Genomic DNA, 20,135 nt, shown 5'->3' on the forward strand with positions numbered 1-20,135 from the left:
GAACTAGGTGCATAGCACCCAGTCTTGGCTATCACCAGGGAAACTAGAATGTAAACCTTGCAACCAACGACGCGTAACGCTCAGTTTGTCGTAACGTTGTAATGCCGTAGTCAGGGTTAACGATTAAGCCATTTGCACCATCTAAAGATCGCTGTTCATTGATCCCAAGCGCTTTATCACTGTTTAGTAGGTTATAAACGGTGCCCTTGAGTAACAAGTCATGTCCCATGATATCGGTAGAGTAACTGAGTGATAAGTCTACCGTGGTTGCCCAAGGAAGATTATCAACGCTGCCGCGAGGAGCTGGATTGCCGTTTTCGTCATAATGCGAAACATGGCCGTAATATTTACTCACGCAAGCATCCCAAGGGTTACCAGGCGCACAGCTATCTACACCGACAGGGTGTTTTGAGAAATAGTTAGTCGGGCGACCTGATGACGTTCTTGCAACCAGCCCCAGAGTTAACTCATCTGTAATATCGTAAGAACCTGATACTTTTATTGAATGGCGATGGTCGTTCGGCAAATTACCATAGCCGTGATCCATCAGATCCGCGTAATCATAGGAAGTTGTCCAACCAGGATCTGCCTGATCGTTATCGGTTTTCACTAAACCTTCTGTATTACCATAGCTGTGTGACCAAGTATAAGAAGAATTAATCCGTAACTTGTCGGTAATATTTCCTTCTAAGGTAAATTCAAGTGCCAGATATTTACGCACAGCTTGTTGCAGGGCAAGCTCTTCTGCAGTGAGTGTCACTTCATCGACTTGGCCATCGCCATCAAAGTCATAACTCATGGTGATCGCTTCACCCGGGTTATTTAGCACATAGTAAGAACCCTGACCGACATTGTCTTGGATACCGAGTTCGGCTAATTTCTTCGCAAGCACAGGGCCGACATCCGTATCTTCAACACTGCGTCCAAGATCTCGATAAATCGCTCTAACCCCAAATGCCATATCGTCAAAAACGGTGGTCTGGTACCCTAAGGTCAACTCATCAGAATACATCGGCTTAAGGGTGGAGGAAGCAATCAAACCGGGCTCTGTAATTCCGCGTTGGCGCCAGCGTCTATCTCGAAGCATCTCCCCTCGACTTGGCGAGCCATCACTTAATAAAACGGGATAGCCATCACTGTCGACTTGATCTAGGTCGAAATACTCAAACCACTCTACTGAAGCCGAGCCTTGAGTGATGTTCATGTTGGCAGACACAGGTTGAAAGTATCGCCCGTAAGTAAAGAAAACTTTGGATTCGCCATCACCATTTAGGTCGTAAATCGCTTGAAATCTAGGCGCAAGTTGGTTATCCATATCAACAAATGCTCTGCCGTCAGTGACGGTATTTTCAAACTGACTATAACGCAGGCCTAGATTTAACACGAGCTGATCGGTGACTTGCCAAGAATCATTGACATAGAAAGCAAGCGAGTTAACCTCAGAATCAACCGTCCTAGTCCTCACTCGGCGTTCAATATAATCTTGACCAAGTGCAGCACCGGAAATACTCCCTTCACCAGCGGTTTTAATTGTCCACCAGCCTTCTGCATCACCAAGACCATTTTGACCTTCAAAATAATCTACTGTCACTTTGGTATAATCGACACCAAACAGAATGGAGTGATAATCCAAATCGATATTAAAATCTATTCTCGCTTGGTCACGGATAAATTCTTGCTCAGAAACACCACTTGCCGTGTGGCTTGATAAGGTTACCGTCCCTTCTCTTTCATCCCAAACTCCCGGTACGGTTGATGCGACAATATTTTCTACATTTTCAGTGACTCGACCAACTACCGCAGACACCGAGAAAAAGTCTGAAAAGTAGCCATTATAGTTGATGCTGTAAACCTTACCGCCATCTTCACCGGGAGCCGCTACACCTTGTTTACCACCAATCGCATCGCTTTCCCAATTATAGGCATAGGTTTGTCTCGTCCATTCTCTTTTGTTATTCATGGCTGAAAAGCCGATTGAGTGGTCTTCATTGATAAACCAATCTAGTTTTGCAAACCAGCGGTCTTCATCTCGGCTTCTGTCATTGAAGGTCGTTTGCCCAGCCCAGCGATTAACCTCTCGTCGAGGCGCATACAGACCATAGTAAAATAAGCTGTCTTCAATGAGTGCACCACTCGCCCAGATTTGCAGTTCTTTGAACGAGTCATAATCTTGCTCGGTATTTATATTGATGGTGCCATTATCTAAATAATTAGAGTCGTGATAACTATGACTTGATGAAGGATCGACCCTCACTTCCGCCCCTAAGTTAAATTCGTTATCACCAGATTTAGAGATTGCATTAACGATCCCCCCTAGTGCACCACCAAATTCAGGGCTAATTCCCCCCGTTTTGATTTGGGTTTGCGAAATGGCTTCCCAAGGTAAGCGAATTGAGCCTAAACCCGTTTGAATACTCGTGACATTTAGGCCATTAAAGTAATAACCATTTTCTGCTGACGAAGAACCGCCAAAGCTTGATGCACCACGAAATGAACTACCACCAGGTTCAGCGGTACCCGGGGCGAGTAACGCGATACTTTCAAAGCCGGTGTTTACTGGCATAACTTTAAGCTCTGCGTCTGTAAAGGTTACGCCAGCCGTTGACGAGGCCATATCAACACGTCGGATAGCCGTACCAGTTACTGCTATCCGTTCTATATCCTGTCCTTGTTGTAATAGTTGAGCGTCTAAGATCAGCGCCTGTCCAATATTAAGCTCGACATCCTCTTCAATAACGGTTTCAAATCCTGCTTTATTAATCGACACGCTGTAACGACCAACAGGCAGATTACGTAAAATGTATTCGCCCTTGCCATTAGTTTGTACAGCAAACTTCAGCCCCTTAGTTTTATGTGTAAAGGTCAATTCAGCCTGCGATAACTCAAGACCTTGACCATTAACGATGCTCCCTTTCACAGTGCTATTGCCATCTGCAGCAAATGCAGTAGTAGTCCCCAATGCTAGAGCAAGTGCTGATGCTGTGAGTGATTTACACAGTGTTTGCGCTGTTTTTTTGTTATTACGCATATTGTTGTCCTTTTGTTCCCATTGATTTGAGTGTTTTTTTGGTAACGAACAAACAATACACAATAGATATATTGTATACAATATTAATTATGCAATAATTGCATATAAAGATAATAACACTTTGATTTAGATAGGAATTATTTATTAATTTTTATTTCAGCTCGTTTTTGATACCGCTTGAACTCATTACAAACAGCTTAGAAAGCAGACAAGGACTAACCTAATTCATTGAGTTATTTGATATATTTTAAATTTAATTGGTGTCTACAGCAGTAAAATTGGATCCATTTCAACTCGGCTGCTAGCCTGAGCGTTTTACTCAGCCTTCAACTTATTCGTTTTACGTTTCATATAAATTCGCCCTAGCCCAATCAAATTACTCACCAAAAAGGTACTTTCTAACACAATCGCCATGGGTGAGCCGACATAGCAATTATGTATCAGCCAGCACACCGTACCTAACATCATCACACACCGAAATGCCACCTGCTCGCGAATAAATGCCCCTAATGTCAATAAAATACTACCAAAAACAGCATAAAGTTCGTAATTTGCATTTAAATGTACTAAAGGTGGCACTGTATTGAGTAGTAGAAACCCGATAAGCAAGCGCTTTGACTGCGACTTGATGAACACCAGATATCTGAGGCTCGCAACCGCCATAAGCAAAGCACCAGCCATAGCATCAAGTAGATAGAAGTGAATTGCAGTGAGTGCAGTCGACAAGCTGAGTGCCAATAACACTTGCTGGCGTTTCATAAATTGAAATGAGGCGAGATCGAGTAAAACAGCAACGGTAACCAAAACTTGAGATAATAAGAACATGACAAACTCCTAAAAGAAGCATTGTCACAGACCGTTAGCTTGCTGTAATTCACCTAAGTTAATTTTCAGCCGTTATTTTCTTAAACGGTACTTTTATTGTAATTTCGACACCTTGTAATTTCGCCGTTTTACAGCGGATCTCGCCTTTTAAAAGTTGCGTAACCAAATTATAAACAATATGCATGCCTAATCCGCATCCGCCTTGATTACGTTTTGTGGTTACAAATGGCTCAAACAAGGTCTTTTGCATTGCTTCGTCCATGCCGACACCATTATCGCGATATACAATAGTCCAGTGGCTATCTGTCGCCTCGACTAACACGCTGACTGTGCCAGAGGCACTCCCCTCAAAACCATGGATAACGGAATTGTTAAATAGGTTTGCCATTATTTGATAAACTGCGCCTGGATAGGTGGAGAGATTTACATCAGCATTCCCATCTATAGACAAATATACTTCTTTATTTTTAGCCAATGGTTTGAGTGAATCGAATACATCGTTGATATATTCAAGCAGGTTAATATCACGCTCCGTCTCACTGGATTGATCGACTGCAACTTGCTTAAAGTTACTAATAAGGCTTTCTGCTCTTTGCAGATTGCGACTGATCAGCAGATAGCCTTCCTGCTGTGCATCGATAGAAGTGACCAAATCTTTTTGCTTAAGGGTTTTATTCTCAAGCTTTTCTACCAGCTCAGATAAACAATCTTCATTATGCGAAAGTGCGGTGATAGCTATACCTAACGGGGTGTTGATTTCATGCGCAACACCCGCAACCACAACACCCAAAGAAGCCATTTTTTCACTTTCAATCAAGTCTTCTTGCGTTTGCTTTAACTCAAACATTGCTTGCTCAAGTTTCTGATTCTTTTTATATAGCTCATCGGTGCGCATCGCGACTTTTATCTCAAGTTGCTCGTTTAACGACTGCAAGGCTTGTTGATGTGCCTTTAAATCAGCAATATCTTTCAGTGCCCCCGCTATCCGCGTTGCTCTACCATTGTCATCTCGGGCCACCACCTTTCCTCTGTCTAATACCCAGATCCATTCTCCCTGTTGATCTTTAACTCGAATAGACAGTTCATATACGTCTTCTCGTCCGTCTACACAGGATTGCAGACGCTCCTCAAGTAACACACAATCCTTAGGGTGTACAAACTGGTCAAGCTCATTGAGAATAAGTTTATCTTGGAGTTCACTAAAGTCGATCCTTGGATTCACGCTGTAGCGATAAATTTTACCCGACTCAACATGCCAGTCCCAAAGTTCGTCACCACTCGCCCACAACGACAACTCCAACCGCTCTTGTAGCGCAGACATTTTCTGATTATCCCGCAGTACTTGTTGATAACGCCGCTGTCTCGCTCGAACAAATGCAGCGATGATCAGCACAATGACTAAGGTGTAAAGGGTTTTCGAGTAAGCATTCCACCAAATTGGCGCGGCAATATAAATACTAAATTCATGAACGGGCGACTGCATATTAAAGCGATTTACGGTATAGGTTTCTACTTGATAGGTGCCGGGTTCAAGCTGGAGTAAGTTTATTTGCCGTGCTCCATTTGCAAGTTTTAACCATTTGTCGCTTAATCCTTTAATACGGTAATAAAAGTTCAGCTTCTCAGAACCAAAATCTAAGCTTGAATATTGTAGCGATATAATATTTTGGTCATAGCGTAGCCGCAATGAACCCGCCAGCTCCGGTGCGACCGTGAGGATCCCATCTAGACTTGGCTTTAATGGCTCGCCTAGTAATTCGATTGTTGAGACCAAAATAGGTCGCGCGGTATTTGAAATTGATACATTCTGAGGAAAAAATTGATTAAAGCCTTTGGCTCCACCCATAAAAATTCGGCCATCAGGGGCTTTCCACGCGGCATTGTAGTTAAACTCATGGGCTTGCACTCCGTCAATGGGTAGAAAGTTGTCAATAGCAAAATCCATCACATTAACGCGGGACAGCCCACCACTGGTTCCAAGCCACATGTATTCGTAGTCATCGTAAACCAGCCCCCATACGGCTTGGTTTCCTAGTCCTTCTTGCTCACCAATAGTACGGACAATTTTCATTTGTTTATCAACTAAACTAATACCCGCTTCACTTGCAACCCAGATACGTTGCCATGGATCTTCATCGATCATAAAGACCAAATTCGACTTTAAGCCATCCTGTGTGGTGAGGTTATGAAGCTGACCTTTATTAAATTTGAATAAACCCTCACCGATAGAACCAAACCATAGGTCTTGCCCGACCACTTTAAACGACGACACATGTGAAGGCGCATCTGAACGATTTTCAAAAAACTGCACTAAGGTTTTCGATTCTTCGTCGTACCTCATGAGACCTAGCGTCCTTGAACTCACTAAGATCTGAGATTGGTACTCAATGACATCATTAAAACTGAGTTCTGGGCCATTATCAGAGTCAGGCATCAAATGGCTATATTCCCCTTGAGTTAAGGCGTATCTAACAACGCCATCTCCCCTTGTTGTTACCCACAAGGTGTCATCATAAATCTTTACTTGGGTGATAAAGCTTCCTTTGATTGCAGACAAACTCGGGAAAATTCGATGCGCTTCGATAAAGCTCGATTTTTGATAAATATATAAACCGGATGACGTACCTATCCAAAAACGCTCACTACTGTCTAATGCGAAATTCCTAACATCAGGATGCCCCAAGGGAGCGTGCGGAAAGTTTTGTTCACCAACATGACCAAACGACTCGCTCAGCTGACTAAAAAAGTGCAGGCCTTGTGATTCCGTACCAATCCACAAATCACCATTTCTGTCTCGTTGAACGCTCAGAACATTGTTGTCTTGTAGTCCGTCATATTGCTCTGCGCGACGATACCAATGACGTTTGATATTACCTTGTAGGTCTAAAATAAACACACCTGTATTGGAAGCGACGAGTATTTCATTCGCCCTGACTTTAATTTGATGAATACTAAGATTTACTTTCGCGCTGACCGACTTTTGCCATTGCACTTTATTGAACTGAGTGTCGAAACTAATGATTTTATCATCCGCGTCAACCACGAATATCCGTCCGTGGGAAAGCGACAGTGTTTTAAACTCACCTTCCAACAGAACATTGGCTCCGACTTTGTCTTTTGGCTGACGGACTAGGCCATCCGCATTGAGGTAAACAAACGCATCCCTTGTTTCTTGGACTTCACGAACAAATTTACCGGTTAAATAAAGCTTTTCAGGCGTCAAGGTCTGGTAGTTAACCCGGTAAGCGTCGCCTTCTTCTGTTGATACAGTGACTGATTCACCATAACAGGCCACTTTTTTCACTCTATCGGAGCTCACCGCCTCATTCTGCGCCGCTAAGATAGAGCGAAAGGTCCCCGCTTCAGTATCGTAAATGCTAAGCCCAGTACTTGTTCCAACCCAGATATATTTGCCACTGTGGCATAGTGAGGTAATAAAGCCACCGGAGAGATGATGTTTGGAGTTCTGCTTTACTTCAAATTGAACAAAATCATGACCATCAAAACGATTTAGACCGGACTGTGTGCCAACCCAAATGTACCCGAGTTGATCTTGCGTAATGGCAGTGATAGTGACCTGACTGAGGCCAGAATTATAGTCATAGCGTCGCATAACCTGCGCCGTATCGCTAAATTCGGGAAAGCTGGCGGCACAAGGAGAACTCGGTAATAACAACAGCAGCAACACACAAAACCATTTCAGTGTGCTGTATGGTACAACGAACAGAGACATGCGCTTGAGTAGAGTCATATAGTCGAGATGTTAGCCCGCGTTATATTAACTATAGCAAAAGCGAAAAAGAGCATGTGTTTTTTGATGGGTTTAGCGCATACATGCGCTACAGAGCTAAGCTACAAATAGCTAAAAACGGTGTATTAGGCCTTAGAGGATTTATAACTCAAAATGACTGTGGATCCCTGTCCCGTGCAGTAGCTCATACTTCTCTAGCAAACCGTTCTCAAGCGTTACTAAGCTAATCGCAGAGTCTGACACCAAATAACCATGTTTTTTTAGCGACGAAGGATGCTTACTTACAGATAGCTGCCAACGTTTCGTAAAGAGATTCAGAGGACTATATTTGGCATACAAAATCGTGTCCATCTTATCCAAAATATTGATAAGCGGCTTTGGAAATTCATTTTTTATCCCTGATGCGGTTAGCTGCCAAATACGGTTATCATGACGACCAAAACGTGCCTGAACCGAAAAGCAAAACGAATAATGTACATCGCCGGAGAGTATAATTGTTTCTTTAGGTGTATCTGGACGCTTAAAAATTTCTATGAGCTTCTTCGCAGCCCCTTCATGCGCCATCCAATTTTCCACATCCACCATCAGTGGCTCACCACACGCATTAAATACAGCTTGTATGGTTTCGATTGCCTTTACCCCAAATACTGGCGCAGGACTGACCATCAATACAGCACTGTGGTCGATAAGCGTGTCTTGCAGCTCCATCAGCATTTCCCAGTCGAGTAAACCACTTGGTTCATTGAAATCCTGTTCATTACGCCAGCGGTGTGTGCGAGTATCTAGCACCACCACTTTAGGAAAAGTATCTAAACAATAATGCCAGTGTGTGAATCGACGAACTTGTTTGTCAAACGCCGAAAAGTGCCATTCGTTGTCAATCAGGCTTGAATTAAAACCTGATGTCAGTGCCCCGCTATACTCAAACGCATCATTACCAATGCCTTGAAACAACCAATAGCTAATGATGCCATTACTGATTATACGGCGACTCACTTTATGGTTTGCAATTGCCTGTTCCCATTTAGCCGTCAAGTTCCAATCATCGGTCACATCATGGTCATCAAACATCATCAGAACGGGCACGTTCGCACACAACCGCTCAGCGCTAGGCAACGTTTCGACAAAGCCTTTTAAGGCGTCAAGTTCGGACTCAAATATTCGCCTAACTTTGTCGTTGCCACCGTCATAATGAAGCGCATCAAAGTTAACCAACTGCCAAGCAAGATGAGAGAAGTTTAACAGGTAACAGGCGACAAACTCTTCAAAGAAAATTAGGTGATTAAAAGCCTTAACACTAGAAAAGTGCGGTTCATCCTTTCGAAACCAGTAACCCGGTGAAAACTTTGAGCGCTCCTGCCATGGCGTCTTCGGCAGATATAAGTGGCGATGGTAAAGCTGGGCTTGTTGATCAGCAGGTAAGTGCATTGGCAATTTGGTTTCTTTAAACAAACCTAGCCTTGCTATAAGTTGATGAATAGCCAACAACATGGCGCCGGCAACATCATCTGCATAAATCTGATCGCCAGAAAAAATACACAAGTCAGCACCTAATTCACCAAGCTCGCGCTGCTGCTCCTGCCACTGATCCGCAGTATGTAGACTGTCTTTTGCGTGGTGATGCGGGTTACGGCATGAGCCATGTAATATTTGCTTGAGCACAGCAGGTATCGCAAAGCTGAGCTCTTCTCCGTAACGCAGATAATCTGGCTTATACGCGGCACCGTTAATAAGCACTTGATACTCGAGCAGCTGCGCTGTTGGCAGAGCCTTCTCGCTGCTTATCATCAAAAAATGCAAAAAGCAGGCTGCACCGAGCTGAAATGTCTCAACCTCACACCGACTTTGATGGGTCAATAGCGAAGCCGAGATGTCCACGGCTTCACAAGTAACAACCTGAATACAAATTTTATTCTGCTCAGCTCGGCGAACCAGCGGGCCCATCAACACCTGAGGTAGCTGATTAAGTTGTGCTACCATCTTGGCGTTTCACCAAATTAAATAAAGAGTAAAAGTTATTCGTGGTTTGCTCCGCAAGCGCTTTGTAGCTCACTCCTTTTAAGTCAGCAATATAATACGCAACGTCTTGTACGTAAGCAGGCTGGTTAGTTTTACCACGATGCGGGACAGGTGCAAGATAAGGTGAATCGGTTTCAATCAGCAATCGGTCCATAGGGATTTGCTTAACGACTTCTTGAAGCGCCGTCGCATTTTTAAACGTCACAATACCTGAGATTGAAATGTAAAAACCAAGGTCTAGTGCCTGTTTTGCCATCGGCCAATCTTCGGTGAAACAGTGCAACACGCCACCGCAATTTTGCGCATTGTGGGCACGCATGATGTCTATCGTGTCCGCTTTTGCATCGCGAGTATGAATGATCAGTGGTTTTTGTAGCTGATTAGCCACATCTATGTGTCCAGCAAAGCTTTCTTGCTGTACCTGATGCGTATCTTTTGAATAATAATAATCTAATCCAGTTTCACCAATAGCAACGACTTTATCATTACTCGCCAGTTGTACTAGCCTTTCAACATCCAATTTATCTTTTTGATCCAGTGGATGTACCCCACAAGATGCAGAAACATCATCAAAATGGGCTATTTTTTCTAACATGGATGGAAATTGGTCTAGCGTCACGCTAACGCATAAAAAGTGTTCTACTTGTTTTTGTCTCGCGTTGCTGAGTACTTCTTCAAGGCTTAGGCCTAACTTTTCAAAATCGAGTCTATCTAAATGACAGTGAGAGTCTACAATCATACTGGCTCTACATGGTGTAAGTTGGTTTATCTGAATGCAAAGTCGCACCCAAAAGCTTATTTATTTTATCGTTCAGAGCTGGCGCGTCAACAAACGCAACGCCAACCCCAGATGGATTAGAATTTTGCGCGCCTTGCGGTGTTAACCAAGCAACAACCACGTCAACTTCGTCCGCTTCTAGGGCGTCAGGCAAGGTGACTCTGAGCTTTAATTCTTGCCCCATATCAAAATGGGCATTGGACTTGATAAATATGCCACCGGATTTCAGAAATGGCATATAACAACGATATAGCTCATCTAAATCTTCAAAATCCGCAAGTAACTCTTGCATGCACCACCTCTTTATAGCTGTTTTTGTAAGGCAAAAAGTAAATTAGAAATGCTCAGGTTTTGATTTAACCCTAACACATTTTTCTGTTCGTACATAAACCGATGTACTAAGCTCACTAAGTCTTGATACTGGGTAAAACTCAAACCATTCCCTTGTGTCATCGCCCCTTTTAAACGGTTGAGCAAAAAACGGGCGAATACATCACTCATTGCGCTGTGCTTTAACAAAATTTTTTCAACCGTTTGCGCACTCTCTACTGTTAATTGATTCGCCGCGTGATAAAGCGCAGTCACATCGTCAAGCGCACCTTCTTGTTGCCACGTTTCGATAATAAATGGCTGTAGAGAAAATTCATCAAACCAAGGGAAATCACAAGCGATATTTTTAGCTGCCAGCCACTGCGCGGCCTCCGCTTGATTGGGCGAGTGAATCGCCACTTTATTACAACGGCTCAAAATGGTGGCAGGTAACTTACTATCATCATCGCTGGTAACGACCAAATAACGATTAGCATTTGGCTCTTCAAGTGTTTTTAACAGCGCATTTGCAGCTGAATGGGTCATCAAATGCGCGTGTTCAATCAACGCGACTTTATTGCCACCTTGCTGCGCTGAATGGTTCAAGAAATGCGTAATCTCTCGAATTTCATCCACCCCGATTGATTTTCCCTCAGGCACTACACTCAGTCTATCAGGGTGATTACCAGCAAAGTTCAAGTTACATGGCTTACATTGCCCACAGGCAGTGAGATTTTGTGGATGTAAACATAACAGTGCATCTGCCAAGTGCGCCGCAAGCAGAGACTTTCCCACGCCTTTTTTACCCGATAACAACTGAGCATGATGCAAACGACCATTTTGCTGTGCCCGAGCAAGATAACTCAAAGCGTTGCTGTGCCAACTTGGAAGCAAATTATTCATTGCCATCCACTGTAAGGTGTGTGGCTATCAAGCTATCAAGCAATTCAATACTTTGCTCAAGTACTTGTGCTTTACTTTGACTGGCATCAATCACAGTAAATCGTTCAGGGTCATTTTTCGCTTGAACGAGATAACCCTCACGTGCGCGCTGCAAAAATTGTTGCTTTTCATCCTCGAGTCTATCTAGCCCCTCACCTCGCGATTTGACTCGCTGTAAGCCCTCTTCAGGGTCCAAGTCCAAAATCAAATTCATGTCTGGACGAAAACCGCCAAGCGCAAGCTGATTAATGGTTGTGATGGTGGCAAGATCTAGTCCTCTTGCATAATGTTGAAAACTAAATGTTGCAGCGTCAAATCGATCAGAAATAACGACTTTGCCTTGCTCAAGTGCTGGAATAATTTTTTCACGAACGTGCTGAGCACGCGCAGCCCCAAACAACATAAGCTCCGTCATGTCTGTCATTTCGGGGGTTGAGGGATCTAGAATGATTTCTCTGATCTTCTCTGAGATCTCTGTTCCACCAGGTTCACGAGTCATCACAACTTCAATACCGCGTTGTTTTAAATACGCTTCCAATCCGGCAATAACCGTTGTTTTTCCAGCGCCATTGCTGCCATCGCAGACCAGCATAAACCCTTTTTTCATAGCAAGGACGTACTCATCATTCTTATTTGGCTGTTATTTTATCGTGTTTTAGTGAATTATTCACGACTGAAATAGAATTGAATTGCCTGGTAAATTGAATTTGTCATTCTGAAAATAATTTAAAACAGAAAAATTTGGTCTACAATAACAAGCACATCCGATTAGTTTTATGTAAGAACCGCCCCATGCCGAGCAACATTAACATGCCTTTTAGGCCCGTAAAGGAAACGTATTGATATGCTGGGTAAAATGCTTTGCTTGGTGTTCATGTTACTTCTTCTGGTTTATAGCCCAGTACATGCACGTGCAAGTGAGCCGCCAGAGATAGATGTCGCGGTAGGACTTGAAAACTTTGATTTTCAGCCATTATTTGAAGAATTTAGTGCAAAAACAGGGATTAAAGTTAACATTCTTGCTTTTAACAACAATCAGTTGAAAAGCGAGTTATTGTTGTATGCAGATGCCCTGCAGTTACCGGATGCCGTGATTATTCCTAGCGATTATATGGGGTTGTCGGAACTGCAATTTTCTCAGGTGCCTGAGTCTTGGTTAAGCAAAAAGCTCACACAAAAAGTCATTGAGAACAGTAAGGTCAATGGTGAGCTCAAGGGCGTACCAATTATGTATGGCAACCATCTTGTACTCTATTACAACCGTGCACTTGTGCCACACCCTATTACCGACTTACAAACCTACGCACAGCATGCTGTTACAGACAAACCTACGCTCGGCTGGAATTTTTATGAAATGTATTGGTTTGTGACCTTTGCGAACGCCCTTCAGCCTAATCTCATCCAGGCAGGCGTACCACAGCTTGACACCAAAGCGATGCGCCTTGCAATTTCCAATTATCAATCACTTCTCAACAGCGGCATCATAGACGCTGACTGTGTTTACCAATGCTTAATGAATCGCTTTAAGACTGGCAAGCTCGATTACTTTGTGAATGGAATTTGGGCATATCGTCAACTTAAAGACAAGCTTAAAGACGACCTAGCTATCGCGCCTTTACCGAGGTGGGGTAATCATCAGCTGATGTCTCTAGCATCGTCTCATGTACTGGCTTTTCCTGCCAATGGCATAGAATCTAAAAAAGGTCCACATCTAAAGCTGCTTGTTGACTTTATGCAAAGCCAGAAGGTACAAGATAAACTGTGGGATGAGCTCAATGCGTTGCCTGCAAACGGCGACAGCTTAGCTGGACTTACAAAACGCGGCGACGAAGCACTGTCTCAGCTGATTGCATCTTTGCATGAAACCTATCCACAACCCAATGAACCTATTATGGCCTATATTTGGGAAGCCATGTTAAAAGGACTAACACGCTATTTAGGTGGTGTGTATAGTGTCGAAGAAACGACGCAATATATGCAATTTATCGTCACAAAGTCGGGACAGAATGAAAGCAAATCGCAGCATCGTTGATGAAATAAAAAGAAAAATTACGGCATTATTCTCTCTCTTCCTCGTTGTACTGGTTGCGATGGTTGGTTTTTCTCTGATGCAACAAAAGGCAACCTTAGAGCAAGAAGACGTTAAACGCACTGGCGCAAGTCTTATCAGCGATTTTAAAGCGCAAGTCAATGAGCTTATCTATCAAGTTGCACCATTAAGTGAAGACCATATTTTATCTACCTTACCGAGCGATCTACTGTTTACTCAATACGCGGTTAAGGCGCTAACTAACTTAGTCGACAATACCGACATGGTGAAGTCTGCGTTTATCAACGATGGCTCCGTGTTTACCGTAGAGGGATATCCTTTTGATACCTTACGTTGGAACAACTCCGTATTTAGCGAGCATGCTAACAAGGTCCTCTCGCAACAGCGACGCACTTTAAGAATCGACAAACTGGTTGTTCCAATTGAAAGCATTGAAAAAAAACCGTCTGATCAGGCCAAGTTGTTTCTCGCTATTCCCCTTAGACAGAAATTATCATCGTTAATGCGTCCTTATAAATATACGGGTGTGCTTTTCCTTGAAGTCGATCTTGAACCATTTTTAGGTTCCAATCAGGAAAAAGGCTCTATCTGGCTCACCAGTCAAGAGCTTGTGCTTGAGGGAACACAGTCCTCTGATGCCACTGAAGGTGTCTACCGTAGTCCTATTTATTCACTAAAAGACGATTTTGTAGCACTTGATTTACAGCTACAACGAGAAGCCGAAGTATACAGTAACGACATTTTACGCGCAGTGTTATACATAGTGCTTATCGGGTTGATGCTAGTGGTATTACTTACCTGGTATTTACGCCGATTAGCAAAACGCTTGACCAATCCGATGCAAGCACTTGAACGCCATTGTGAACGACTGAAACGAGGACATTACGTTTCTGCAAAAAGCGATTTTGAATTTAGAGAATTAAGAACACTCCAAGTGACTCTTAACCAACTTGCGAAGCAAATCAAAGAGCAGATCAGCTCTCTTGAAAGTGAAAAAGTAAAAGCACAAAGTTCAGAGCGGGCAAAAAGTCACTTTTTGGCGAACATGAGCCACGAATTAAGAACGCCACTTAACGGTATTTATGGCGTATTTCAGTTGATGAAGCATCATAGAAATGCAGCAGACTCCAAAGAACTCATTGCGCAAGGCATGACGTCCACAGAAACATTACTTAGTTTACTCAATGATTTACTTGATTTCTCTAAAATTGAAGCTGGTGAATTAAAGATGGAATCAGCGACGGTGGATGTCAAAAGTATTGTCACTGAAGTAAAACAAGAGTTTGTCCATACTGCCAGTGCTAAGCAAATCGACCTGATTATTCATACTGAGGAACTCGCTAACCCCTATCGACTTGGTGATTCACTGCGTTTGAAGCAGATACTAAGGAATTTAATATCCAATGCCGTTAAATTTACCAGTGACGGCTCTGTAACCGTTATACTCCAAGATGGCGGTAAACATCTCTCCATCCGTGTAATAGATACGGGCGCCGGTATTTCCGAAGTCGCGCTAAAGAAGCTATTTAATCGTTTTCAACAGGCAGACTCATCTACCACCAGAAAGTATGGAGGAACCGGTCTTGGACTTGCAATTGTAAAACAACTCGCCGAGTTAATGGACGGCCGTGTTACGGTGACAAGTAAAGAAGGTATTGGTAGTGAGTTCACAGTTGAACTCGTACTCGATATTTGCGACGCACCAGAACAATCTATCATGCAAGACTTGCAAGCTATACCCGCCTTGAAGGATAAAAACCTGCTACTTGCTGAAGACAATCCCCTTAATCAAAAAATATTTAGTGCCATGATTAAACCAACTGAAGCGAATCTTGTCATAGCTCAGGATGGTGAAGAAGCGATTGAGCTTTATCACGAATTGAAACCTGATATCTTTTTTGTCGATATTCAGATGCCAAAAAAAGATGGCCTAAAAGTATGTTCAGAAGTCAGAGAACAAGATAAAACAACCCCGCTGGTTGCCGTCACAGCCAACGTGATGTCGGGAGATTTAGAAAATTATCAGCAACTTGGATTTGATAATTGCGTCGCAAAACCGATAGATATGAAAAAACTTTATGAAGTGATAAATACGATTGTGAGTTAACGGTCAATTTCGCCCCATTTTAGTTGGCTAGATGTAATAAGCTAAATTGAAGAAAGTTCACTTAAGTTACAATTGAATAACATCGTAAAATTCTTATAATCCTTGTCTGAAATTAGAAAGCGCAGACATTCACCTCAGGTAAACTTCTTCTCGTGCAACATTCAATTAGCATTCAAGTCTTTATACCATCAGCATTTTTACCTGCACTATTGCATGGTTTCATCGAATTGTAATTTCATAGGAGTCAAAAGGAATGACAACCATCGTCTATAACGCAGAAACTGCAGAAATAGCCTGTGATAGTAGAACCACTACCGACAAGATAATCGTTACCGATAACGCTCAAAAGTGGTTTGATTATCACGGCTGGAGAGTGTTTTGCACCGGGCAAACATGCGATATATACAATTTGCAGCACAACTTTTCAAATAATCAGTTTGATACGATTGAGAGTCTGGAATTCATTAAATACCACCCCAAAAAAGGCGTATGGTATGGTTGTGTAAAAAGGGGCACCTGTAAATCTGAACCCTTAGCGCAATCTTATGCCATTGGCTCAGGCCAACAAGCGGCAATGTTTGGTTTACTCAATGGCTATAATACGGTGGAAATCGTTGAGCAAGTTAAACGTGTTGATTTTAGAACGGGCGGTGATATTCATTGCTTTAATGTCACCGACCCGTTAGAAAACACATAAGCCAGCGTCAAAATACGCTGGCTCTAACTCACTTAAGTGAGTTAACCTGAGCTTCGGATAATTAATGCCTTTCTAGCAGCCAGTTTTAACGCTAACTGCGTTGAATTCACTTCCAATAGCCAGCTATTGGTACGTAAATTCGCCTTGCCTACAGGAAGTAGGTACCTTAGCGAGAGCAGGACGCGGAAGCGGTGTTATCCTCAAAACTCTCTGGCTAGGTAAGAAGATAGTTTAAGGCGATAAAAAAACAGTTAGTTAGTTCATTCCTTATCCAAACCTCAGGTTAATTAAATAACTGAAAGCTCAACCGCAATATTGCCACGAGTAGCATTTGAATATGGACAAACTTCGTGAGCTTTTTCAACGAGTGACTGCGCCGTGTCTTTGTCTAAGTCGCCAACCGATACCGCTAATTTCACCGCTATCCCGAAGCCACCTTCAATTGGCCCAATAGACACTTCAGAGTTAATATGTGTATCTTCTGGCAACTTAACTTTTGCTTTGCCTGCCACCAATTTTAATGCGCCAATAAAGCACGCCGCATAACCTGCTGCAAACAATTGCTCTGGATTAGTCCCTTGCCCGTCATCACCACCTAAGCCTTTTGGTGTCGAAAGTGCAACATCAAGACGACCATCGTCAGACTTCGCCACACCTTCTCGACCACCTGTAGCAGTTGCTTTCGCCGTATATGCAATACTTTGTAGTTCTTTCATTTCGTTCTCCTAAGTTTGTGCTTGTAGAGTACTCACCTACACCCTAACGCAGCGAGGCTTTACTCTAGATGAAGTAAAATCAATTCGACACTTATTTTGCATGCAAAATAATAGAATCAATTTTTTAGAATTGCAAATACTTTGTGTGCAAATTAAAATATAGCTTAGCTACTTTGTAGGAATATGTGATGAACTACCCACAACTAAAACTAGACGCCCAAATCTGCCACCGCCTCTACATGGCTTCCAATGGTATTGCCCGTGCTTACCGAGCATCTTTACAAAAACTCGACCTAACCTACCCTCAATATGTGGTGATGATGGCACTTTGGGAGAAAGATGAAATCAGCATAGCTGAGTTACTAGAAAAAACCGCCATCGATGGCGGTGCTATGACGCAAATCTTAAAGAAAATGACTGACAAAGCCCTGATCTCTATCGTTAAAGACGAAAAAGATAAGCGCAAACGAGTGGTAAAACTACAAAGTAAGGGTCATGATCTGCGACACCAAGCTGCCACAATTCCCGAGCAGATCCGTTGTAAGTTTCCAAGTATCGACGAGCAAAAAGCGCAAGCACTTATTGAATTACTAGATTCGATCAACGGTGATTTGGCTTAAAGTAGAAATCATTAGAGGGTCATTGTAGCGCGCGTTCTAAATGTGCCAGAAATGCTGATATTTTTTTGGCCAGATGTTTACGGCCAGCATAGAACGCATAAAGCACAAGGTCTTCCGGTTGCTGCTCTAACTCGATTGGTATCAGCGCGCCTGACTCGATTTCTGCTTTACAGGAGTTCAGTGGCAAGATGGCAAACCCAACCCCAGATAGCGCGGCAGACTTGGCTATAAACCCACTGTTAACTCTGAAGTTCGATTTAACATTCACCGTCGTTAATCTTCCTTCCTTGGTGGTAAATATCCAAGGCGTACCGTTTACGGCGGTAAGGGTTGAAATACAAGGAAGAGACTGTAAATCTGCTAATCTATACGGCGAAGTATGCTTTTCTAGCAAGCTGGGAGCTGCCACCACAACGCTTGGTAATCGAGCCAGTTCTTTAACCACCCAATTGCTATCCTCAAGCTTGCCACGATGAAAGTAGAGCACGACATCAAAGCCATCTAAGAGGTTTTCTCTCGGACTTAGGCTAGTGTCACAACTTATTGAAATTAATGGATGCGCAGCGCAAAAGGTTACCACTGCTTGACCGAGAATGGGGATATCGGGCATCACTATACGCAAATGACCTATTGGCGTAGAGGCATGTTTATTGACTTCTTGCAACGCATCCGACAGCGAATCGATTAACGGCTTGGTACTGGTATAAAGCTGCTCACCCGCCTCTGTCACTGAGATCCGTCTTGTCGTTCGTTCCAACAATCTTGCATCAAGCTTTTCTTCAAGTAGTGCGATGTGACGACTTACGTTAGAAGTCGGGATATCCAGAAACTCTGCCGCTTGTTTGAAGCTTAAGCATTCATAAACACAGTGGAAACTGTTAAGCCACTGAGGGTCAATCTGATCAATCATTTTATTAGCCCAAAATATGGGTTTATCAATTCAATAATGGACACTTTATTACCTAATCAAGGCTAATACAATCAAGACTTCTTTGTTTACATCAATTAAGGATGTCTATGTTTTCAGCTTCAATGACCACCTTAGCAAGCCCAAAAGCTAAATTTGGGTTATGTTTTGTCATCCACTTTTTAATCGCATTAGATGCATTAATTATCGTGCCCTTTAGTGCAGAAATGGCGCTAAGTTCAGGTACCAGCCCATCAAATTCAGGACTACTCGTTTCGGCTTATGCAATTGCCGCTGCTTTCACTTGTTTATGGGTGCGTGGTACCGGCAACCTTTCAAAGGAGAAATACAAGGTCTTTATTTTTCTGTCAGCAACCACATTGTTAACCTTGCTTACTTCAGCGCTCGAGAGTTTTTATATCCTGCTTTTCGTACGTGCATTGACTGGCATCTGTGGCGGCGCATTGGTAGTACTCAATCTCAACTTGGTGATCCAGCTAAGCCATGAAAACGACAAGAAAAAAGACACCGCGATACTGCTGAGTGCTTTTCCACTCGCCTTGGCAATTGGGATCCCTGCTCTATTATTTATCACAGCAAATCAAGGCTGGCAGTTGGGGTTCATGATACTAGGAAGTGGCTTAGCCATTACAGCGCTATTATTTACATTTATATTCCTCTCAAACATAAAGCAAGCTTCGCAAAGCAGCGCTAGCAACCCAATGCCAAGCTACACATTTAACCCGACCAAAACCCTTAAATACGCGCTGTTCATCGCATTTTTTGTGGTGCTAAGTACATTTGCAATTTCAACTCAATTTCCGGTGATGCTAATTACCAACTTAAACATCTCAAGCCCAATACTAAGCGCATGCTATTTGTTAAGTGGTGTGTGTTCGTTTATTGCAGTTCAGCTATACGCTCGACGTAAGCTAAACAATCACACAACCTCATACTTAATTTACTTTCTTAGTGCATTGATGATATTGGCAGCCTTGTTTGGCTTTACGATAAGCTCAGTTGTTTTTGCAGCCGGACTTTTTACCCTGTTTGTGATTGCAAGCGCTACCCGCTCTATGATCTTAGTGACAGAACTTATAACCTCACTTCACGCAGAAGAGCGCAGTACCTTTATAAGTCTGCAAAATGCGATACAGCACTTTGCGATAGCCTCTGGCGGCACCATTGCAAGTTTGCTAGTCACGCCTCGCGAAAACCACACGCTTAATTTTAATGTCTTGATTGTTATCTCAACTCTATTGGTAGTTATAACGGTTGTTATGTGGAAAAACTTTCAAAGAAAGCGCTTTTAATCGCGATTTAGTGATTGATCAATAGATAATTGGGCAGCTTGATAAATCAATAAGTGATGTCGCTTCCCCAATT

The 20,135-nt window shown here is 42.9% G+C and carries 15 protein-coding genes; 5 read left to right on the top strand and 10 right to left on the bottom strand.

All coding sequences use genetic code 11. The annotated features are described in order from the left end of the window. Window positions 1-43 precede the first annotated feature (43 nt). From EXT48_RS08065 to tmk, 8 genes are all read right to left on the bottom strand, one after another. A complete protein-coding gene (locus EXT48_RS08065; protein ID WP_130164130.1) occupies window positions 44-3,028 on the bottom strand; it encodes a TonB-dependent receptor in 2,985 nt (994 codons plus the stop codon). A 315-nt stretch (window positions 3,029-3,343) separates the two neighbouring features. Then, on the bottom strand, window positions 3,344-3,853 hold the full coding sequence (locus EXT48_RS08070) for a YgjV family protein (RefSeq protein ID WP_130164131.1): 510 nt from the start codon (window positions 3,851-3,853) through the stop codon (window positions 3,344-3,346). A 58-nt stretch (window positions 3,854-3,911) separates the two neighbouring features. Next, complete coding sequence (locus tag EXT48_RS08075) at window positions 3,912-7,586, bottom strand: ATP-binding protein (protein WP_240703364.1); 3,675 nt, start codon at window positions 7,584-7,586, stop codon at window positions 3,912-3,914. Between the two features lie 159 nt (window positions 7,587-7,745). Next, the gene (locus EXT48_RS08080; RefSeq protein ID WP_130164132.1) at window positions 7,746-9,584 is read right to left on the bottom strand and encodes an alkaline phosphatase D family protein; all 1,839 of its coding nucleotides are present in this window, start codon (window positions 9,582-9,584) and stop codon (window positions 7,746-7,748) included. After that, window positions 9,568-10,362 carry a TatD family hydrolase gene (locus EXT48_RS08085; RefSeq protein ID WP_010604674.1) on the bottom strand — a complete coding sequence of 265 codons (795 nt, stop codon included), beginning with the start codon at window positions 10,360-10,362 and terminating at the stop codon, window positions 9,568-9,570. The genes EXT48_RS08080 and EXT48_RS08085 overlap by 17 nt, the downstream gene beginning before the upstream one ends. 7 nt (window positions 10,363-10,369) lie before the next feature. Further along, window positions 10,370-10,693, bottom strand: a complete 324-nt coding sequence (locus EXT48_RS08090) for a PilZ domain-containing protein (protein WP_039497871.1) — start codon at window positions 10,691-10,693, stop codon at window positions 10,370-10,372. Between the two features lie 11 nt (window positions 10,694-10,704). Continuing rightward, entirely contained in the window at window positions 10,705-11,613 is a 909-nt protein-coding gene (gene holB, locus EXT48_RS08095; RefSeq protein WP_130164133.1) for a DNA polymerase III subunit delta', read from the bottom strand. After that, a complete protein-coding gene (tmk, locus tag EXT48_RS08100; RefSeq protein ID WP_130164134.1) occupies window positions 11,606-12,259 on the bottom strand; it encodes a dTMP kinase in 654 nt (217 codons plus the stop codon). The genes holB and tmk overlap by 8 nt, the downstream gene beginning before the upstream one ends. Before the next feature lie 237 nt (window positions 12,260-12,496). On the opposite strand from tmk, the gene EXT48_RS08105 reads away from it, so the two are divergent. From EXT48_RS08105 to EXT48_RS08115, 3 genes are all read left to right on the top strand, one after another. Next, entirely contained in the window at window positions 12,497-13,684 is a 1,188-nt protein-coding gene (locus EXT48_RS08105) for an extracellular solute-binding protein (protein ID WP_130164135.1), read from the top strand. Beyond that, on the top strand, window positions 13,659-15,809 hold the full coding sequence (locus EXT48_RS08110; RefSeq protein WP_069022539.1) for an ATP-binding protein: 2,151 nt from the start codon (window positions 13,659-13,661) through the stop codon (window positions 15,807-15,809). Before EXT48_RS08105 ends, EXT48_RS08110 begins: the two co-directional genes overlap by 26 nt. A 253-nt stretch (window positions 15,810-16,062) precedes the next feature. Continuing rightward, the gene (locus EXT48_RS08115) at window positions 16,063-16,506 is read left to right on the top strand and encodes a hypothetical protein (protein ID WP_130164136.1); all 444 of its coding nucleotides are present in this window, start codon (window positions 16,063-16,065) and stop codon (window positions 16,504-16,506) included. 287 nt (window positions 16,507-16,793) lie between these two features. Here the strand turns inward: EXT48_RS08115 and EXT48_RS08120 are convergent, their stop codons facing one another. After that, window positions 16,794-17,222, bottom strand: a complete 429-nt coding sequence (locus EXT48_RS08120; protein ID WP_010604667.1) for an organic hydroperoxide resistance protein — start codon at window positions 17,220-17,222, stop codon at window positions 16,794-16,796. 188 nt (window positions 17,223-17,410) lie between these two features. On the opposite strand from EXT48_RS08120, the gene EXT48_RS08125 reads away from it, so the two are divergent. Then, a complete protein-coding gene (locus EXT48_RS08125) occupies window positions 17,411-17,842 on the top strand; it encodes a MarR family winged helix-turn-helix transcriptional regulator (protein ID WP_130164137.1) in 432 nt (143 codons plus the stop codon). A gap of 19 nt (window positions 17,843-17,861) precedes the next feature. On the opposite strand, the gene EXT48_RS08130 is transcribed toward EXT48_RS08125, so the two are convergent. Beyond that, window positions 17,862-18,752 (bottom strand): LysR family transcriptional regulator, encoded by an 891-nt coding sequence (locus EXT48_RS08130; protein ID WP_130164138.1) that lies wholly within the window; start codon window positions 18,750-18,752, stop codon window positions 17,862-17,864. A 107-nt stretch (window positions 18,753-18,859) separates the two neighbouring features. Here EXT48_RS08130 and EXT48_RS08135 point away from each other — a divergent pair, with 107 nt between their 5' ends. Then, on the top strand, window positions 18,860-20,062 hold the full coding sequence (locus EXT48_RS08135; RefSeq protein WP_130164139.1) for an MFS transporter: 1,203 nt from the start codon (window positions 18,860-18,862) through the stop codon (window positions 20,060-20,062). Window positions 20,063-20,135: the final 73 nt, after the last annotated feature.

Origin of the sequence: Pseudoalteromonas sp. CO348 (genome assembly GCF_004208845.1) — a bacterium.
Classification (GTDB): domain Bacteria; phylum Pseudomonadota; class Gammaproteobacteria; order Enterobacterales; family Alteromonadaceae; genus Pseudoalteromonas; species Pseudoalteromonas maricaloris.